The 18,257-nt window shown below is 48.4% G+C and carries 13 protein-coding genes; 9 read left to right on the forward strand and 4 right to left on the reverse strand.

Translation table 11 applies throughout. The features are described 5' to 3' along the window. The first annotated feature begins 12 nt into the window (after positions 1 to 12). Both moaC and AB0L18_RS07860 read left to right on the forward strand, forming a co-directional pair. Positions 13 to 489 (forward strand): cyclic pyranopterin monophosphate synthase MoaC, encoded by a 477-nt coding sequence (moaC, locus tag AB0L18_RS07855; RefSeq protein ID WP_367392038.1) that lies wholly within the window; start codon positions 13 to 15, stop codon positions 487 to 489. A 3-nt stretch (positions 490 to 492) separates the two neighbouring features. Beyond that, positions 493 to 1,629, forward strand: a complete 1,137-nt coding sequence (locus AB0L18_RS07860) for an NTP transferase domain-containing protein (protein ID WP_367392039.1) — start codon at positions 493 to 495, stop codon at positions 1,627 to 1,629. Positions 1,630 to 1,878: 249 nt separating this feature from the next. On the opposite strand, the gene mfd is transcribed toward AB0L18_RS07860, so the two are convergent. Next, positions 1,879 to 5,268, reverse strand: coding sequence for a transcription-repair coupling factor (mfd, locus tag AB0L18_RS07865; protein WP_367392040.1), 3,390 nt, complete (start codon positions 5,266 to 5,268; stop codon positions 1,879 to 1,881). 57 nt (positions 5,269 to 5,325) lie between these two features. On the opposite strand from mfd, the gene AB0L18_RS07870 reads away from it, so the two are divergent. Beyond that, positions 5,326 to 5,607 carry a hypothetical protein gene (locus tag AB0L18_RS07870; RefSeq protein ID WP_367392041.1) on the forward strand — a complete coding sequence of 94 codons (282 nt, stop codon included), beginning with the start codon at positions 5,326 to 5,328 and terminating at the stop codon, positions 5,605 to 5,607. Between the two features lie 12 nt (positions 5,608 to 5,619). Here the strand turns inward: AB0L18_RS07870 and AB0L18_RS07875 are convergent, their stop codons facing one another. After that, on the reverse strand, positions 5,620 to 6,834 hold the full coding sequence (locus tag AB0L18_RS07875; RefSeq protein ID WP_367392042.1) for a DNRLRE domain-containing protein: 1,215 nt from the start codon (positions 6,832 to 6,834) through the stop codon (positions 5,620 to 5,622). A 250-nt stretch (positions 6,835 to 7,084) separates the two neighbouring features. Between AB0L18_RS07875 and AB0L18_RS07880 the strand changes: the two genes are divergently transcribed. From AB0L18_RS07880 to AB0L18_RS07890, 3 genes are all read left to right on the forward strand, one after another. Further along, positions 7,085 to 8,302, forward strand: a complete 1,218-nt coding sequence (locus AB0L18_RS07880) for a metal-dependent hydrolase (protein ID WP_367392043.1) — start codon at positions 7,085 to 7,087, stop codon at positions 8,300 to 8,302. 277 nt (positions 8,303 to 8,579) lie between these two features. Further along, positions 8,580 to 9,347, forward strand: a complete 768-nt coding sequence (locus tag AB0L18_RS07885; RefSeq protein WP_367392044.1) for an alpha/beta fold hydrolase — start codon at positions 8,580 to 8,582, stop codon at positions 9,345 to 9,347. A gap of 118 nt (positions 9,348 to 9,465) precedes the next feature. Next, a complete protein-coding gene (locus tag AB0L18_RS07890; RefSeq protein WP_367392045.1) occupies positions 9,466 to 11,100 on the forward strand; it encodes a S41 family peptidase in 1,635 nt (544 codons plus the stop codon). A gap of 71 nt (positions 11,101 to 11,171) precedes the next feature. Here the strand turns inward: AB0L18_RS07890 and AB0L18_RS07895 are convergent, their stop codons facing one another. Next, positions 11,172 to 12,533 (reverse strand): DUF5723 family protein, encoded by a 1,362-nt coding sequence (locus AB0L18_RS07895; RefSeq protein WP_367392046.1) that lies wholly within the window; start codon positions 12,531 to 12,533, stop codon positions 11,172 to 11,174. A gap of 22 nt (positions 12,534 to 12,555) precedes the next feature. Further along, positions 12,556 to 14,103, reverse strand: a complete 1,548-nt coding sequence (locus tag AB0L18_RS07900; RefSeq protein WP_367392047.1) for a hypothetical protein — start codon at positions 14,101 to 14,103, stop codon at positions 12,556 to 12,558. Positions 14,104 to 14,397: 294 nt separating this feature from the next. Between AB0L18_RS07900 and AB0L18_RS07905 the strand changes: the two genes are divergently transcribed. From AB0L18_RS07905 to AB0L18_RS07915, 3 genes are all read left to right on the forward strand, one after another. After that, positions 14,398 to 15,588 (forward strand): Pycsar system effector family protein, encoded by a 1,191-nt coding sequence (locus AB0L18_RS07905; RefSeq protein ID WP_367392048.1) that lies wholly within the window; start codon positions 14,398 to 14,400, stop codon positions 15,586 to 15,588. Between the two features lie 24 nt (positions 15,589 to 15,612). Next, on the forward strand, positions 15,613 to 16,683 hold the full coding sequence (locus AB0L18_RS07910) for a phosphotransferase family protein (RefSeq protein ID WP_367392049.1): 1,071 nt from the start codon (positions 15,613 to 15,615) through the stop codon (positions 16,681 to 16,683). Between the two features lie 115 nt (positions 16,684 to 16,798). Then, on the forward strand, positions 16,799 to 18,238 hold the full coding sequence (locus AB0L18_RS07915; RefSeq protein WP_367392050.1) for a glucosaminidase domain-containing protein: 1,440 nt from the start codon (positions 16,799 to 16,801) through the stop codon (positions 18,236 to 18,238). Positions 18,239 to 18,257: the final 19 nt, after the last annotated feature.

Raw genomic sequence — 18,257 nt, forward strand, 5'->3', positions numbered from 1 at the left:
CTCACCAATTCCATGTCTTCTTTCACCCATCTCGATGCTGCCGGTAATCCCTCCATGGTTGATGTTGGCAACAAGAACGTTACGCGCCGTACGGCCGTAGCCCAAGCCATCGTCGTGCTCGGCGACGAAATCATGGACAAGCTCGAAAACAAGGATATCCAAACCAAGAAAGGCCCGGTTTTTCAAACGGCCATCCTCGCGGGTATCATGGGAGCCAAAAGAACCAGCGAGCTGATTCCGCTGTGCCATCCTCTGGCACTAGAAAAAGTAGGCGTCGACATCACGGTCAACGAAGCACGTGAAGTAGTGATCACCTGCACCGCTCGCCTTTCCGGCAAAACCGGCGTTGAGATGGAAGCCCTCACTGGCGCCAGCGTAGCCGCTTTGACCATCTACGATATGTGCAAAGCTTTCAGTCACGATATTGTGATAAAATCCACTCGTTTGCTGGAGAAGACGGGGGGGAAGTCTGATTATCAATCCGCTTAGACCATGTCCAAACCTCACCAAAAACACGCCAAACTTACCCGTCCCGCTTACGGCGAATTTCACCGCAGCGAATGGGGCTTTATGGGTGCCCCTTGTGGTACGATCCAGCAGTTGAGTGCCAAATTGATCGAAGCCTTGCAAATGCACTATCGCCTCGCCTACGTGGATGCCGATCACGCCGCAGGCGACCAGGCCGAAACTATGCCCGTAAGTGGCAGTGCCTTGGTGTATACCCATAAGATCAATTACCACCGCTACGACCTGGCCGATGAGCTGAATACCTTCCACCGTCGCCCGCTTTTCAACGGGGTGGATGGGGTGCTCGTCAATGGCAATCATTTTTTGGCCAGGCGGCAAATCGTCATCCTCGACCCTAAAAAGGAAGAAAGCCTCAGTCGCAAGCTGGATCGCCTGACGGATGTCGCGCTGATCCTGACGACGCCGGGCCAGGAAAAACCTTACGATTTTCTACTCGAACACCTGGGCGATCAGCGACCTTTCGTGATGCCTCTCGGCGATACCAACGGCATCATCCAGTGGCTCCGCGCTCAGTTGACGGCGGCCCGCGCGCCGGTCAATGGGCTCGTTTTGGCGGGTGGAAAAAGCCAGCGCATGGGCAGCGACAAGGGGCAAATTGCTTATCACGAGCTTCCCCAACGGGAGCATCTTGCGCAGCAGCTCAGTGGTATTTGTCAACAGGTTTATTATTCTATGCGGCCGGAGCAGGAAGCACCGGAAGAGATGCCCCTCATTCGGGATACCTTCACGGGGCTGGGGCCTTATGGTGCGATACTTTCCGCTTTTCGCGAACAGCCTGAAGCGGCCTGGTTGGTAGTCGCTTGTGACCTTCCCTTACTCGATCAGGAAGCACTGAGGTTTTTGGTGCAACACCGCGATCCTTCTAAATTAGCAACGGCGTTCCATAATCCAGCAACGGGTTTCCCCGATCCGCTCGTAACGATTTGGGAGCCACGGGCCTATCCTGTGTTGTTGCAGTTTCTTACGCAGGGCTACAGTTGCCCCCGGAAGGTGCTGATCAACTCGGACATCAAAGCATTGCAGCCGCCCAATCCCCAAATTTTATTGAATGCCAACTCGCCGGAAGAGCGGGAAGCGGTGAGGGCGATGCTAGACAAATAAGTTTTTTTTGAACTTTTTTGAACCACCAAGGGCACCTAAGGTTTGTTTTTTTGAACCATATGAGGGATTATAAGGGAATTTAAGGAAAGGGGATTTTTGAACCACCAAGGGCACTTAAGATTTGTTTTTTAACCACATAAGGCACTTAAGGCTATTTTCTTTTATACTAAGAGCTTGACGAACGTGATGCTTTTAGCTTTGGCTGTTACTATGTACCAAGTACCTTGTACTTAATACCGTGAGGTTACCCTAACCTTCCATCGCTTCCACTTTTTCCAGAATAGTTTGTAGGACCTCCTTGGCCTCACTCAAAGAATTCACGCGTTCTTTGCTCATGATGAGGTTGCGGGCGGCTTGCTTGAGGTAGAGGCCGCGCAGTTTGCCTTCGGTGGTGATCAGTTGCAGAATATTGTTGAAGCGCTTGGTCTCGAAATACATACTCTGGGGGTCTTCGACGAAGTAGGCGCGTAGCTTGCCGTCTTTGAGGATGATGCGCTCGAAACCGAGTTTCTTACACTCCCAACGCAAGCGCAGGCCGTCAAATAATTCCTCCACCTGCGACGGGATGGGGCCGAAGCGATCTCGTAGTGCCGTAGCAAATTTGGCCAGTTCCTCCTCCGTCTCAATCGCGTCCAGTCTGGTATAAAGATTGAGGCGTTCCTGGATATTGGTGATGTAGGCGTCCGGGATCAGCATTTCCACATCGGTGTCGATTTGGACGTCGCGGACGAAGTCGTTCTTCTTTTCCAATTCCTCCCGGAAGAGGTCTTGAAAATCTTTTTCTTTCAATTCCCGCACAGCGTCGTCTAGTACGCGCTGGTAGGTTTCGTAGCCAATGTCAGAGATAAAACCGCTCTGTTCGCCACCGAGCAGGTTACCCGCACCGCGAATATCGAGGTCGCGCATGGCGATATTGAAACCACTGCCCAAGTCGCTAAACTCTTCCAGGGTACGCAAACGGCGGCGAGCTTCCGGTGTCAGTACGCTCATGGGCGGTGCCATCAGGTAACAGAAAGCCTTTTGGTTGGAGCGCCCAACCCGGCCACGCAACTGGTGCAAATCACTGAGGCCAAACTGGTGAGCATTGTTGATGATCATGGTATTCGCATTCGGAATATCCAGTCCGGTTTCGATAATATTGGTACAAATGAGTACCTCGTGCCGGCGATCAATAAAGTCGATCAGCACCCTTTCCAGTTCTTTGGGTTCCATCTGACCGTGGGCTACCGCTACATCTACATCAGGGCACAGTCGGCGTACCAAAGCCCCCATATCGGCCAGGCTTTTTACTCGATTATGGACAAAAAAGACCTGTCCGCCGCGTTGTACTTCGTAGTAGATAGCCTCTTTGATCATCTCCTCCTTGAACACCCGCACTTCCGTGTGGATAGGTCTACGATTGGGCGGTGCTGTTCTGATGATGGATAAATCGCGGGCCGAGAGTAGACTAAATTGCAAGGTCCGCGGAATCGGCGTAGCCGTCAAGGTCAGCGTATCTACATTCACCTTGATGCTGCGGAGTTTCTCTTTGGCTGCTACCCCGAACTTTTGTTCTTCGTCAATGACCAAGAGGCCGAGGTCTTTAAATTTTAGTTTCTTATTGAGCAGTGCGTGGGTGCCAATCAGTACATCCACCTCACCAGATTCAGTGGCTTTATAGACCTTATTGCGTTCGGCGGTGCTTCGAAAGCGGTTGACGTAATCTACCGTCGCGCCAAATTCTTCCAAACGCTCTTTGAACGTTCGGTAATGCTGCAAAGCCAGGATCGTGGTTGGCACCAGAATGGCTACCTGCTTGCCGCCAACTACCGCTTTGAAAGCTGCTCTTATCGCAATTTCGGTTTTACCGAAACCCACATCTCCACAGATCAGGCGATCCATAGGGTAGGGTTTCATCATATCCTCCTTCACATCCTGGGTCGCGGTAAACTGGTCGGGCGTGTCTTCGTACATGAAGCTGGCCTCCAGTTCGTTTTGCAGATAGCCATCTTGCGGAAACGCAAACCCAGGGCTGGCCTTACGTTTGGCGTAAAGCTTGATCAGCGAGGCCGCAATGTCTTTGACTTTCTTCTTTGTCTTGGCCTTGAGCGTCTTCCAGGCATCAGAGCCCAGCTTATTGAGGCGCGGTGCGGCACTGTCTTTGCCCGAATAACGGGAAAGCTTGTGCAGCGAGTTGATCCCAACGTAGAGCAGGTCGTTGTTTTTGTAAACAATCCGCACCGACTCCTGGCTCTTGCCGTTGATATCCAGTTTTTCCAGCCCACTGAAGCGGCCAATACCGTGGTCGATGTGCACCACAAAATCGCCGGGTTCCAGCTCCCGCAGCATCTTCAGGTTCAGTGCCTGGTCTTTGGTAAATCCTCGTTTTAGCTTGTAGCGGTGGAAGCGCTCGAAAATCTGGTGATCGGTATAGCAAGCCACTCCCAAATCGACATCCACAAAGCCTTCGTGGATGGCTTGAATGATGGGGTGAAACTGTACGTGCGCATTCAGGTCATTGAAGATGGCGTAAAAGCGCTCAATCTGTTTGGGGTTGTCTGTGAACAGAAAATTTTCGCGCTGCTCCGCCGTATTGCTGTGCAAGTCTTTGATCAGCAGATCAAAATTCTTGTTGAAACTCGGTTGCGGACACGTTTCAAAATGTATTTTCTGTTGAACAGGAATGGGCTGGGCGTGGTCGGTAAACAGAACAATAGGATGGTCGGCCACATCGGCCGCTACTTCCCCCGGGCGGATAAAGGCCCGGTCTCGGAATATTTCGGCCAGATCACCTTCGTCAAGGATGGTAATCGTCTTGGCAAAATCTTCCGCTTTTTCAAAACACGTTTGTAGTTTATCCAGCAACACCTGTAAATCTGCGATCCAGATAATCGTATCCGGGGGCAGCACCTGAAACAAAGAAACCTTCTGCTCCAGGCTAAACTTGGTGTTGATGTTTGGTACAATAGAGACCTGCTTGATGGTGCGTACCGATAGCTGATCCAGCGGATTGAAAGTGCGGATGGTCTCTACTTCCTCATCAAAAAGCTCTACGCGGTAGGGGTAGTCATTACCGTAGGAGAAGATATCGATGATGCCGCCGCGGATGCTGAACTGGCCCGGCTCGTAGACAAAATCTTCACGACTAAAACCGTACTCCGTCAACAGCTCGATCATCGTATTCACATCCACCAACTCTCCGACTGCGATGTTGATGCGGTTGGCATTGAGCACCTCGGGCGCCACGACCTTCTCGAAAAGCGCTTCGGGGTAAGTGACGACGATCTCGCCCTTGGCTTTGGATTGCGTGAGATTGTTGACCGTCTCGGTACGTTGGAGGACATGATTGGTATCCAGCACCTCAAAGTTCAGGGGGCGCTTAAAGGAGTCGGGGAAAAACCGGACAGGTTTGGGTTCTAGCAGACCAGCTACCGTATTTTGCAAATAAGCCGCTTCTTCCTTATCGTTGGCAACAATCAGGTGATGGTGGCTGGCCTCCCGATAAGCAGCACTCATCACAAAGCTACTCAGACTGCCTCGCATACCCGTGAGTTGCACGCGTGGCTGCTCCGTTTCTGTACCCCCACCCAAGGCCGTGAGCAGCTGCTTTAAACGATCATCATTTTGATACCGCCCGAGTAAGTCTTCTAAATTCCCCACTAAAAATAATTTAAAAATGCAAAGATACGGTTTGGAAACAAGGGAAGAGGGAATAGGTTGGATAAGTACCCTTATTTAGCAATTGTTAATTTTGCCTTGGAGAATTGTAACAGAAAAACTGGTGTAAACTGGTTTGACATTGACGAGCAGCGGTGGAGTCAAAACCAATTTCATCTATCGGCCGGGGGGTACGTGTTCCGGCTGCGTTCCGTGCCGGAACGCAGCTTCTCCCAAGCCCCCATCGTTTTGCAGTGTGCCGCCTGGCCGCCCGGTTACTACTTTGTACAGGTGCAAGATCGCCGAGGGCGGCAGTGGGTGAGTAAGTTGGTGGTGCGGTAAAGAAAAATCAACTTATCTAACCAAGGTTACCTGACCTGAATGCTGAATACGTTCCGAGCTTCCTGGCAACTGATACAATACCTGATAGATATAAACGCCCCCCGGTACGGATTTCCCTTTGAATTCTCCCCTCCATCCCTGGGCGGGATGCTCACTTAGGAAAACCTGCTGGCCCCAGCGGTTGTATACCTCCATTCGGTAATTACTCAAAACACAATCACTGGGATAGAAAAGTCGGAATTCATCATTGACGCCATCTTGATTAGGAGAAAAGATGTTAGGGTAGAAAACGTCGCAAGATACTGGTTCAAAGCAGTTGTTGCGCCAGGATATCATGATGGTATCCATCACTTGGATACAATCACCCAAGGTAGCTATGAGGCTGTAAGCTCCTGTATCCTGTACAGTTATACTGGGGGTCGTTTCACCCGTTGACCAGTTGTAGGAAGTAATAAGCGAATTATCTATCGGGAGGATAGTGTAACTTTCTCCAGGGCAAATCTGATGGTATTCTGTATAAAGCAGATCAAGTGGTAATGTGGCATTATGAGCGGCAGTACCATTATAATCTATAACCAGCATAGGCCGCAAGGCAGGATCATCTGCTCTACTGCCCGCAAAAATCAACTTGCGATAAAAATCGGTCTCCCGCATTCTCATCAACAAACCGTGCCTTTCACCAGGCTGCTGCACTTGCCGTTGGATCAATGTCGTGATATCAATATCCAGGTAATCCTCTTGTTCGGTGCTGGGGGCTGCCAGTACAACTTCCTCTTCACTCGTAGTGCCTGGTTGATTATTCCAGGTAAGGGTATTCGCATCCCATGCTTCCGTAATTCCTTGAATGACTCCAATACTTGGTTTTCCTGTATTGACCTCTAAGGAATGAAATTGATCAGAAGTAGGCTCATCAGGCGCGAAAAGCGAAAGGCGAGCACTAGTGATCATCACATCTTCAGGAAAGACAATACCATCTAAAAAATCAAACAACATATATCGTTCTCCAGGTGACCCGTTCCAGGTCCAGTTCATTACGGGCCAAAAGGTGATGCTGCTATAATTGTTATCATTAGTCGTCCCGAATGGCCCTTGCTGGGTATCTAACCGCCAAACCATAGCTTCCTTGGCACAAGTTGGACTAGGTTGAATAACCAGTGTATTCTGGGCGAGAATTTCAAACGAAAAAAACAATACAACTAACACGTAGAGAGACGCTTGGAAAGACATGAGCTCCGGTTTTTATTGAAATTATTGATAACGATATCGACAAATTTCTATTCTTTTCCAATTTAGCATAATCTTTTTAAAAAGAAGAGTAGGATCATCTCCAATCTGGCCAAGATAGATACATCTTTAAGATTATGCATCTGAGATGGTAAAAACTAGTCGCTTATTAACAACCGAAAACATGCTGTCTTCTCTCAACCTCCTTTTACTTTTATGTGTTGTAGCTTGAATCTACTCTCCCACACCATTCATGGATAGTCTTACACAAATCACACTTGGCGCCGCAATAGGCGAAGTTGTTCTTGGCAAAAAAGCGGGCAACCGGGCGATGCTCTGGGGTGCCATTGCCGGTACTTTTCCCGATCTGGATATCATGGCCAACTTCGTTACCGACCAGGTCAGTGCGCTGGCTTATCATCGTGCTTTTACGCACTCCATTCTCTTTGCGGTCGTTGTTCCGCTGGGGATGGGCCTCTTGGTGTACCGGCTTTATGGTGGACGGGAAGGGCCCTGGCCCAAAGACGGAAAAGTATCCTTACTAACGGGCTGGCTATTTTTCTTCCTGGCGGTGTTCTTGGGAAGTTCCTTGATGCCCTTGGAGATCAACAACGTTGGAGGTATTGCCTTGATGGTGAGTACTGCTATGATTGCGTTTCCGCTCATTGTTTACTTACGTGAAAAAGTGCGAAAAACGCCTTCGGTAAACGAAAACCCCAGTTGGTGGGGATGGATGCAGTTGTTTTTCTGGGCCATCCTGACACATCCTTTGCTGGATGCTTGTACGACCTACGGTACGCAGTTGTTTGAGCCTTTTAGCACCCTCCGAATTGCCTGGAATGTGGTCTCGGTCGCTGATCCGCTGTATACCATTCCCTTTTTGGTCTGTCTTATTTTGGCCAGTCGGCAAATACGGGGTAGCCACAAACGGCTGCGCTACAATTGGGCGGGCATTCTCATCAGTAGTGCTTATCTGCTATTGTGTACCAGTTTTTTCTGGTACGCCAATCAGCGCCTGACCGCGACCCTGGAAAAAGAAAACATTACGGCTACCCGACAAGTCGTTGGGCCTACGATACTGAACAATATTCTCTGGCAGGGCACCGCAGAAACGCCCACCAGTTTTTATACCGGGCAGTATTCCTTGCTTGACAAGGAACCTTTTTTCAAACTAAAGGAGGTACCCAAAAATCACCACCTGGTTAAAGATCACTGGGAAGACCGCGACGTGAAAATTCTCCGTTGGTTTGCGGATGGCTATTTTAGTGTAGAACAAGAAAATGATGGTACCTTTCGCCTCAATGATCTCCGCTACGGACAAATTGAGGTACCAGGAAAGCGGCCAATGCCCATCTTCTACTTTGTCCTTCAGGAAAAAGAAGGGCAACTACAGGCTGTTCATGTGCAGCAAGGCCCGGAAGACCGGGAGGCGAGCATGTCGGGGTTGTGGGAGCGAATTATGGGAGAGTAAGGAAGTCAAGGGATGCGGAGCTATTTCATAGCTCCTGTAGTAGAGGGTAGAGAAAGTGTAGTAGAGGGTAGAGAGAGGCACATACGCTAGTAACAACTTAGTTTGCCTCTACCCTTGACGTAAGCATCCCTTCGGGGCTAGCCTAGTGACGCGAAGCGGATCGTATCTCCAGTTCGCTGGACAAGCGGGCTTGCCTGGCAGTCAGACAGGCTTTACAGATTTTTACTAGAAATCCTTTAGAGCATGTTTGGAAATTTTGAAATTGATCAATTCAGCAATGCAACTTAATCACAAGACTTTTGGCCAGGGGCCACCACTCATTATTCTACACGGGCTTTTTGGTACGCTCGACAACTGGCAGACGCTGGCCAAGCGTTGGGCGGATCATTACACTGTCGTTATCCTTGACCAGAGGAATCACGGGCGCTCGCCTCACCTCGATGCGCATTCTTATCCACTAATGGCCGAAGACCTTAAGGCTTTTATGGAGGCCAATTGGATGTACGAGGCCCACCTGATGGGGCACTCTATGGGTGGGAAAACGGCCATGCAGTTTGCGACCCATTTTCCGGATATGGTCAATAAACTGATTGTGGTAGACATTGCGCCAAAGGCTTACCCCGGTGGTCACGAAATTATTGTTGAAGCACTCAATGATTTGGACTTAGATGCCATTGAGGATCGTAAGCAAGCTGATGCCATGCTAGCCGAACGCATTGCTGATTTTGGCGTAAGGCAATTCCTGCTCAAAAACCTTACGCGTGACAAAGAAGAGGGGGGGTATCGCTGGAAGATGAATTTGCCGGTACTCACACGTGATTACGAGGCCATCCTCGAAAACATCACGGCCGCCGAGAGCTATGATGGCCCCACTTTATTCATCCGGGGAGCCGCATCCAACTACATTGACGATGGCGACTTGCCGACCATGAAAAAATATTTCCCTGCCGCCGAATTGGCCACCGTTGCTGATGCGGGGCACTGGGTACACGCCCAGCAACCGGAGGCACTTTTTGAATTGGTCAGCACTTTTTTAGCAGGGTAGGCTGCGTCTTGCCCCCTGTTCACAGCAATGCTGATGTCAATTTATCATCAGCTTACAACATTCAGCTATCTTAAGCGTATAATTTGGGTGACAAATATTGCGCAAAAAACGAATAACAATGAGCAAGCGTATTCTAATGGTGGGAGGTTTGGTAGGCACTTTGCTGCTAGGCACCGCTTTTACCATAAGTAGTGAGAAGGACAAGTATTTTGAGATCATCAAGAACATTGAAATCTTCACAAATCTCTATAAAGAAGTCAATACCAATTACGTCGACGATATTGATCCGGGCCAATTGATGCGTACTGGCCTCGAGGCCATGGTAGGATCTTTGGATCCATTTACCAATTACATCAGTGAATCAGACATTGAGGGCTACCGCGTTATCAACGAAGGTAAATACCACGGCATCGGCACCCAGAGTAAGAAAATGGGAGACTACATTACGATTACCGAATTGTTCAAAGACCAGCCTGCTGACAAGGCTGGATTGAAAGCGGGCGACCGCTTTATTTCTGTAGACGGAAAAAGTGCTGTTGGTCGCTCGATGGAAGAGATGGAAGAAATCATGCGCGGTTTCCCAGGAACAACTATGCGCCTGGTCATCAACCGCCCAGGCGTCGCCGAAAATCTCAATATTGAGCTGACACGCGGCGAAGTGGATGTGCCCAATGTTCCTTATTTCGGGATGCTCAACGAAGGGGTAGGTTATATCAATCTCTCCATTTTTACCCGTGATGCGGGCAAGAATATTATCAACGCTTTCCAAAGCCTCAAGCAAGAAAACCCCGGCCTCAAAGGGTTGGTTTTAGATTTGCGTGGCAATGGTGGAGGTTTGCTCAATGAAGCCGTCAACATCAGCAATATCTTCATTCCTCGCGATGAAGTAGTTGTTACAACCAGAGGGAAAGTCAAAGATTGGGATCGGGCCTACAAAACCGTCAATCAACCCATTGATACCGAAATCCCACTGGCCATATTAGTGGATAAAGGCTCTGCTTCTGCTTCCGAAATTGTGAGTGGAGTGATGCAGGATTATGATCGTGGCATCCTGATCGGACAACGGACTTACGGCAAAGGACTGGTACAGAACACCATGGAAATTGGCTACAATGCCCGCGTAAAAATTACCACTGCTAAGTATTACATCCCCAGCGAACGCTGTATCCAAAGCGTTGAGTACAAGAACGGAGAACCTGTAGCCATTGCCGACGAAAAGCGCGCGCGCTTCAAGACCCGCAACGGCCGAACTGTTCTCGACGGTGGTGGCGTAAAGCCCGATGTTGTGATGGATGCTCCTTCTGACGATGGCATCATTAAAGCCCTGCTAGATGAAGACGTTATTTTCAATTACGTGACGGAATGGGCACAAACCCGCCCAAGTATAGACTCTACGGATACCTTCCGCTTCACCGACTTTGCTGATTTTGAAAACTACCTGCAAAGAGCAAAGTTCTCCTACGAAAGTGATGGGGAGAAAGTACTGAAAACCCTGGCCGAAAAAGCCAGCGCCGAGGAGCTTAACCTCAGCAGTGAAATCAAAGCCTTGCAACTGAAGTTCGACAACGCTCAGTCTACCGAACTCACTAAACACCGGGATGTCATCATTCGCTTGATTGAAAAGGAAATTGCAGGCCGCTATTACTACCAAAAAGGCAAAGTGCAGATTGGCCTGCGCAATGACCCGGAAGTCAACGAAGCGATCCGTATTTTGAATAACAAGGCGGAATACACACGGATTTTGAGCAATTAAAGCGCTTTGTTCAATAATAAAAAACGGTGCTGCCTTTGTGAAGGCAGCACCGTTTTTTATTGCCCCTCTACTTAAAACATCCGATTCCCGTTACTCGTATCAGCACTTTCTTTCTCTTGGCCAAAGGCCAAATTCAAGCCTATCCGAAAGTTAGCGAGATGTGCATCTTTAGGGCGGAAAGCCGAAATGATGTTATCCGTTGCAGCCATCAGGTGGACTGGGCCAAGGCTTAGGGTAGCATTTACACCCAGGTTATCCAGGCGTTCGTTGCGCAGGCCGTAGAAACCACCAATCCGCAACAACGGCGAAAAGTTGATGCTGCCAGAAACCGCAACTGCAGTGGTATTCACATCCCGGTAATTATCCGTAAATGCAATCAGACCAATCAAGATATCTTCCGATAGCTCGTACTGGCCACTGAAATAGTACTTCGCACCCACGTTCGTGGTATAGCTATTGGTCGATTCTTGCGGCTCGTAAGTGTTGTATAGCGAATCAATCACCGAGCCAAACGATTCACCATCATCCAGCAGTTGTTGAGCGACATCCAGGCCTTGAAATTCGTATTGCCCGCTGAGGGTGTAGTTGGTCACTTCCTCCTCCCAACTGATTTCCGCCCCTAAATCGAGGGCACTTACGGCCAAATGAATTTTGCCAAGTTCTACGGCGACTCCCAAGTCAAATGCCAGACCGGTATTGCTTCCGAAAAGATCATTAGTAGAAAAATTACCAAAGTCAAAGTCTACACCAACGTCTCGCAAGCCATCGTAGCGGAGGGAGCCAGCGGTATTGACTAGCAGATCAGCATCCAGCGTGAGCTGGTAGACGTCGTCGCTGGTGGTGAGCTGCAAATCATTACGCTCCGTATTGAGGTTGGCACCGCCGCTGAGGAGTTTCACTTTGCCTCCAATCTGCACGTTTTTGCCAATCTTGTAAGAAGCACCCACCGCAAATTCGTGGTAAGCTGTAAGGTCAAAAGACGGGCTAAAACCAATGGTCTGCCCGATAAATTGCTCGTTGCCTTCCCAGATGAGTTGCGCCAGCGTTTTAGGATAATCAATCAAGGCATTGAAGCGTAGGCGGTGCCCAATGCTGAGGCCCAGCCGCCCCACGTGAAAACCAAGTCCGATGGTTTCAATATCAAAATCTTCGCGCAGAAGATTTTGGGCTTCCATCTGCCCTATGGCGTTGCCAATGTCCAGCACTTTAGTGCCATTTTCTTCCACCACCAAATCATTGAAGGTGATATTGGTCAGCCAGAGGTTGTTGTAAATCCCGGGTAGGTTCACCACAATCCCTTCTGGTTGCAAAGCCGGATTGGTGCTCATTTCCTGCCAACTATTACTCAATAGAAGGCTGCTCAAGTCGCTCTGCCCTTGCAGAACAGTAAAGCTTGTTGCGGCGAAAGCCAATGCTATAAAAATATGTTTCATGTTCTTTTTTTTCTCTTTGATCTTAGTTCTCCGAAACGCCCAAAATAGCACCTAGCTTCACCCTCACATTTTGGTTGCCCAGAATCTGTACCGATTGTTGTCCATCCGTGGTAGTGAAGAAAGTGGCTACTACCTCTAATTTTGCGGCATTCTTGATACGCGCAAACCGAGCGGGAGGAAAATCACTGTAAGTAACGGTTTCCTGTATACCCGTTGGGCGACCATTTGGCCCCACAGGAGCCCCGGCAATGACACGCGTAGATTCGGCATACAAAGAATCCAGAATACCCCCATTGGCATCAAGAAAGTAACCTTGAATACCAATGGCTACAGGCATCTCATTTTCAGTGACCAGCTTAAATTCCGCATAATCAACTTTGTCGAAATCTCCCAGGTTTAAATCGAAGGTGTCGCGGACGCCAAAATCTACCGCAGAGCCGTAGAGTGGTAGATCTACATCGACCCTTACTTCGTAAAAGGAGCTGTCGGTGACAAAGCCGCGGATCTCGGTATTTCCATCGGGGTTGGTAGCAGCATCCACATCATAGACAATAGCGATTGGGCCCGCACCGAGTACTTCTCTGATATTGGAATTATCCCGGTTGAAGACAAAGTCCGTAGATTTTGTCTGCCCTACTTCGCTAAGGGTAGGAAAGGGAAAATCGATACCTTCTTCGATATAGATACTTTCGAGTGGCAGTGTATCACCATCTACCGTAATGATATCAAACTGTTCGATCACCGAGCGGGTAGGTATCCCAAAAGAATTGGCAAAATTGAAAGTGATGACCGGATCTTCGAAGTAGACATCTCCCCGAATCCAGTTGTCGAAGAAATCAATATCAATGCGGTCTACACCACTGGAATGCTGAATTTGCCCCAGATAGCCTTCCGCGTAGCTGAACGCCAATCCCAGAATGAGGATAGAATTATTGGAAGAAGGAGCGATCTCCATCCCATCCGAATCCACGGCCATGTATTCTACGAAAATGGAATCGTTCTGGGGAGTAATCACGTAGTTTTCCAGATTGATGGGGGACAACGCGTTGTTCAAGGAAGGGCAGTCTCCAGTTCCGCTATAAGCGGCAATCGTACGGGTAATGGTCAATGGCACCCCATTCCGCATTACCGTAGGAAAGGTCATGGTAGCAGTGATGGGTTTGTCGTGACAATTTTCAAACTGCCAAAACATCTGTCCTTCTTTCAACTCCATCCGGTCAATGACCAAACCATCAGGGCCGGAAAAAGGCAGTGCCTGAACATTGTCCTGAATGACTATCCCTCCGACGCCGGCCAGGGTAGCATTGATTGCTTCAAAAACATCATCCGCATTTTCGGTGAGCACGCTTCCGCTGTACTGCAAACGTAGCAAGCCATCAGGTAGCACAGTAAGTACCGAATTTTCCTCAAAATTTTCCAGCAAATCATTCATGGAAAAGCTGGTATTGAGTAAAGGTACCGCGTAGGCTGCATCATAGTTTGAACGTTCCACATCTTCTAAATCCGCAAATTGACTACATCCTAAAAGGAAGCATAGCGGCAAGACCATAAAATGGCTCCATTTTTTCATAACACTCGTAGACATTTAGGCTTACGTCAATGGCTGGCTGTGACAGATTGCGTAAGAAGGTACTAAAATAAAGCAGGGAGGCTTTAATATCTGTGGGGAAGTGGGTAGACGTTGCTCAGAATCAACAGCATGAGATAAAACCTGTATCCCTTTGTTATTCTAACGCCAAAGGTAAAGCAAATGCTGCAAGGCTACTCATTCTGCCCTCGAAAAACGCAGCCCGGAAGACAAAAATTATCCCAGGCTTAATATTTACTGTCAACTGCTTATCTTGAGCTTATCTAAAAACAAGTCATGGACGTTTTGCCAAATGCACCCCTTCCTTTGATCAATGCCGCCAAAAAGTACATCTCTGCACTGAGCATGCAACATCAGGATGCGCAGGCACTGCTTTATGATGATCAATTGGCTTTTTTCCTGGAAAACCTGGTCTTTCAGTTCGGCACGATCGAACAGGCCACTCCTGAAATTATAGCAACCGCACAATTGGCGGCCTTGTTTTATCCGCTAGGGTATCAGCTGGATCGTAAAAACCCTTCCAGCGCAGCACAAAAAAGTTGTCAAAGTTTTTTACAACAGCAAGGAAAAGAAAACCTGTACCCTGCTGTAGAACACTGCCTGCGCGCCAATTACCAGCAATCGCCTGATGATACAGCTAGCTGGCTGCTGGCAGATGCCTTGATTGGTATCTATTGCAATGATGAGGTGCACCACTGGGCAGATTTACGAGCCCTTGAGCAAGAGCTACGTGGTGGGCAGGAACAGCCCTTGGAGCAGGCGGAACTAAAACTGCAAGAACTCCTGACGCTGCGTTACCATACCCGTGCAGGAAAAAATCACTGGCAAAAACGTATCGGTCAGCAAATTCTGATTCAGAAAAAACGTCTCGAAAAACTAAGGAAAACCCAACTGTTGGAACCTTCGCCAGCAGAGGACGCCCCCTTTAGTCAGCTCGAAACTAGCTTGCCGATTAGAGGGACGCAGAGCTACTTCCGGGTGGTTTATCGAAATCATATTAACCTTAGCGCAATTGCTGATAATAAGGCAAATATTATGATCAGCGTCAACTCGATACTGATCAGTGTACTGATTACTTTTTTATCCTACCGAAATATTGCGGAGACCCAACCCATGATTCTACTGCCCGTGGTCATTTTTTTGGTGACGGGCCTGGCTTCGCTTATTTTCGCTGTACTTTCTGCCCGCCCAAAGGTGACGCAACTCCCTGCTACACCAGAAAAATCGCCTTCTGGCCTGGCTTTCTTTGGCAATTTTGTGAGATTACCGCTGGGCGAATTCCAGACGGCTATGGATAAAACATTACAAAGCAGTACATTGCTTTACAATAGCATGGTGGAAGATTTATATCACTTGGGAAAAGTATTGGACAAAAAATACCGTTATCTATCGATCTCCTACAATATTTTTATGGTAGGGCTCATCGTTACCGTAGTCTTGTTCCTTTTTACCTTACTTATACCTTAGGCCTCGTCTCCCATATTTGTAACTATGCAAGATCAAACGATTGATATACGTTCCGGCGAAGAACTTAATGTGGATAAGCTCACCGCTTACCTAAAAGAGCATATTCCCGGGTTCACGACCATTTCTGAAGTCCGGCAATTTCCGGGTGGGTTTTCTAACCTGACCTACCTTCTGCGCACGAATCTGGGGGCCTGGGTGCTGCGCCGACCACCACGTGGGGCAAAGATAAAATCGGCACATGATATGGCTCGCGAATTTCGGGTATTGGAAAAATTGCGGCGTATTTACGGTCGCATTCCTGCCCCCATCCATTTGTGCGAAGACCATGATTTACTAGGCTATACTTTTTACGTCATGGAAAGGGTCGACGGGATCATTCTTCGCAACAAACCACCCCAGGGTCTTGATCTTTCCCCACCACGGATGCGGGTAATTTCGGAAGCAACCATTGACAACCTTGCGCTACTGCACCAAATCAATATTGACAGCACGGGTTTATCCGAATTAGGAAAACCGGAAGGCTATGTAGGACGTCAGATAAGTGGTTGGACAAAACGTTACGAGCATGCACAAACAGATGACATTGCGGTAATGGAAGAACTTGCAGCATGGATGGTTAACAACCAGCCTGAAGACGGTTATCCTGGCTTAATCCACAATGACTACAAATACGACAATCTGGTCCTGGACGCATCCGAACCAGCACGTATTTTGGCAGTATTGGATTGGGAAATGGCTACAGTAGGAGATACCCGCATGGATTTAGGCACCAGTCTGGCCTATTGGAGTGAGGCATCAGAAGCTAAAGTAATGCAGATGGCCGCTGGCAACCTGACTTGGTTACCGGGCAATTTGACGCGCACAGAGGTGGTTGAAAGATACCAACATACGACCGGACACCAACTCGAAAACATCCTCTTTTACTTTGTTTATGGTGCTTTCAAAATTGGCGTTATTGTACAACAAATTTACGCTCGCTGGAAACAAGGACATAGCAAGGATCCCCGTTTTAGTGAACTTATTCAAGCTGTGCACTATTTTGGTAATTTAGCCAGGCTCGCCATTGAAAAAGATCGCATAAGCAGATTACTTTAGTAGAGACCGTTAAAAAAAGACTAAGAATTCATCCACAACAAAATAGTTGGAATAACCATTAGCGTTAATATGCTGGTTATACTCCCGGCCTTATTATTTCCAAAAACCTACTGTAATGCTCAATCGATTATATACCCTTACCTTCTTTCCTTTGCTGCTTTTGTTTTTAGCTCCTGCTGTGAACCTTAAAGCGCAGCAGAGCGAAACCCAGCTCAACTATATCAACCGCTTCAAGGATATTGCCGTGCAAGAAATGGAGCGCACGGGCATTCCCGCCAGTATCAAATTGGCACAGGGGCTTTTGGAATCTAATGCCGGGCAAAGCGTTTTGGCCAGACGTGCCAACAATCACTTCGGTATCAAATGTGGTAGTGATTGGCAAGGCGATAGTTTTTACCGGGAAGATGATGACTATGATGCCAATGGCCAGCTTATCAAAAGCTGTTTCCGTTCTTATAAGAATAGCGATGCTTCCTTTATTGCGCATTCAGAATTTCTGCGTGATCCCCGCAAAGCGTTTCGCTACGGGTTTCTCTTCCGTCTTGATCCAATGGATTACCGCAACTGGGCCTACGGGCTCAAGCAGGCGGGTTATGCCACTAACCCTGCTTATCCAGAAAGCTTGATCTCTCTGATCGAGCGCTATCAACTTTTTCTCTATGACAATGCTACAGCGGTAGATATCGATACGCCTTCCGATATTGTCGCCAGCGGCATTCTCGACAACAACGATGTTCGCTATGTCGTGGTTACGAAAGGAGAAAGTCTGGAAGATATTGCCAAGAGAGTGGATGTAAGCGTGCGGAATTTGATCAGTTACAACGAAAAAATCACCAGCAGCCAACAAGAAATAGCGGAAGGTGAACGCGTTTATTTGCAACCCAAAAGAAATGGCTATCGCGGCAAAGAAAAATACCACACCGTCGCTACTGGAGAGACGATGTTTAATATTTCTCAGGAGTACGCGGTAAAATTGAACAAGCTCTATAAGCGCAACCGTATGTCTCAAGGGGAGGAGCCACGCGTGAACGAAAAAATAAAGCTTCGGGGTTGCAAAGTAAAAGATGCCCCTAAATTGCGTTCTGAAGAGGACGAATTTTTGAATCCGGAGTCATCAGCCCCTCTCTTGCCCAATGGAGAGCTGGACATGGAGGAGCCAGATGAAGACACCAGCCAACCAAGCACTCCTACGCGCCCGGTCACTCCACCTCCGGTCATTGTACAGCCAGAAGCACCGAATAATGGTGGCAACCGGCCTGATGTTCCAATTATTATCGTGGACCCCAACCGGCCGCCAGCTCCTGCACCACAGCCCACAAAACCTACTACTACTCAACCACCCGTGGTAAGTCCAACCCCTACCAACCCAAGCCCTGCACCAACGACCAATCCCACCAATAACCCGAATGGTACCCCTGTTTACCACACTGTGGTTGCCGGTGAAACACTGTACGGCATTTCACGCAGATACAATATCACCGTAGACCAGTTGAAAAGCTTGAATGGACTGACAGAAAACACAATTCAAGCCGGAATGCAGCTTCGCGTCAAGTAAAATTGGAGAACCGTAAGGG

It is taken from the genome of Lewinella sp. LCG006 (genome assembly GCF_040784935.1).
Classification (GTDB): domain Bacteria; phylum Bacteroidota; class Bacteroidia; order Chitinophagales; family Saprospiraceae; genus Lewinella.

Excerpts from the sequence above, each read along its gene's own strand:
- moaC (WP_367392038.1), top strand. The coding sequence starts at position 13 with ATGTCTTCTTTCACCCATCTCGATGCTGCCGGTAATCCCTCCATGGTT.
- AB0L18_RS07860 (WP_367392039.1), top strand. The coding sequence starts at position 493 with ATGTCCAAACCTCACCAAAAACACGCCAAACTTACCCGTCCCGCTTAC.
- AB0L18_RS07875 (WP_367392042.1), bottom strand. The coding sequence starts at position 6,834 with ATGTCTTTCCAAGCGTCTCTCTACGTGTTAGTTGTATTGTTTTTTTCG.
- AB0L18_RS07880 (WP_367392043.1), top strand. The coding sequence starts at position 7,085 with ATGGATAGTCTTACACAAATCACACTTGGCGCCGCAATAGGCGAAGTT.
- AB0L18_RS07885 (WP_367392044.1), top strand. The coding sequence starts at position 8,580 with ATGCAACTTAATCACAAGACTTTTGGCCAGGGGCCACCACTCATTATT.
- AB0L18_RS07890 (WP_367392045.1), top strand. The coding sequence starts at position 9,466 with ATGAGCAAGCGTATTCTAATGGTGGGAGGTTTGGTAGGCACTTTGCTG.
- AB0L18_RS07895 (WP_367392046.1), bottom strand. The coding sequence starts at position 12,533 with ATGAAACATATTTTTATAGCATTGGCTTTCGCCGCAACAAGCTTTACT.
- AB0L18_RS07900 (WP_367392047.1), bottom strand. The coding sequence starts at position 14,103 with ATGAAAAAATGGAGCCATTTTATGGTCTTGCCGCTATGCTTCCTTTTA.
- AB0L18_RS07905 (WP_367392048.1), top strand. The coding sequence starts at position 14,398 with ATGGACGTTTTGCCAAATGCACCCCTTCCTTTGATCAATGCCGCCAAA.
- AB0L18_RS07910 (WP_367392049.1), top strand. The coding sequence starts at position 15,613 with ATGCAAGATCAAACGATTGATATACGTTCCGGCGAAGAACTTAATGTG.
- AB0L18_RS07915 (WP_367392050.1), top strand. The coding sequence starts at position 16,799 with ATGCTCAATCGATTATATACCCTTACCTTCTTTCCTTTGCTGCTTTTG.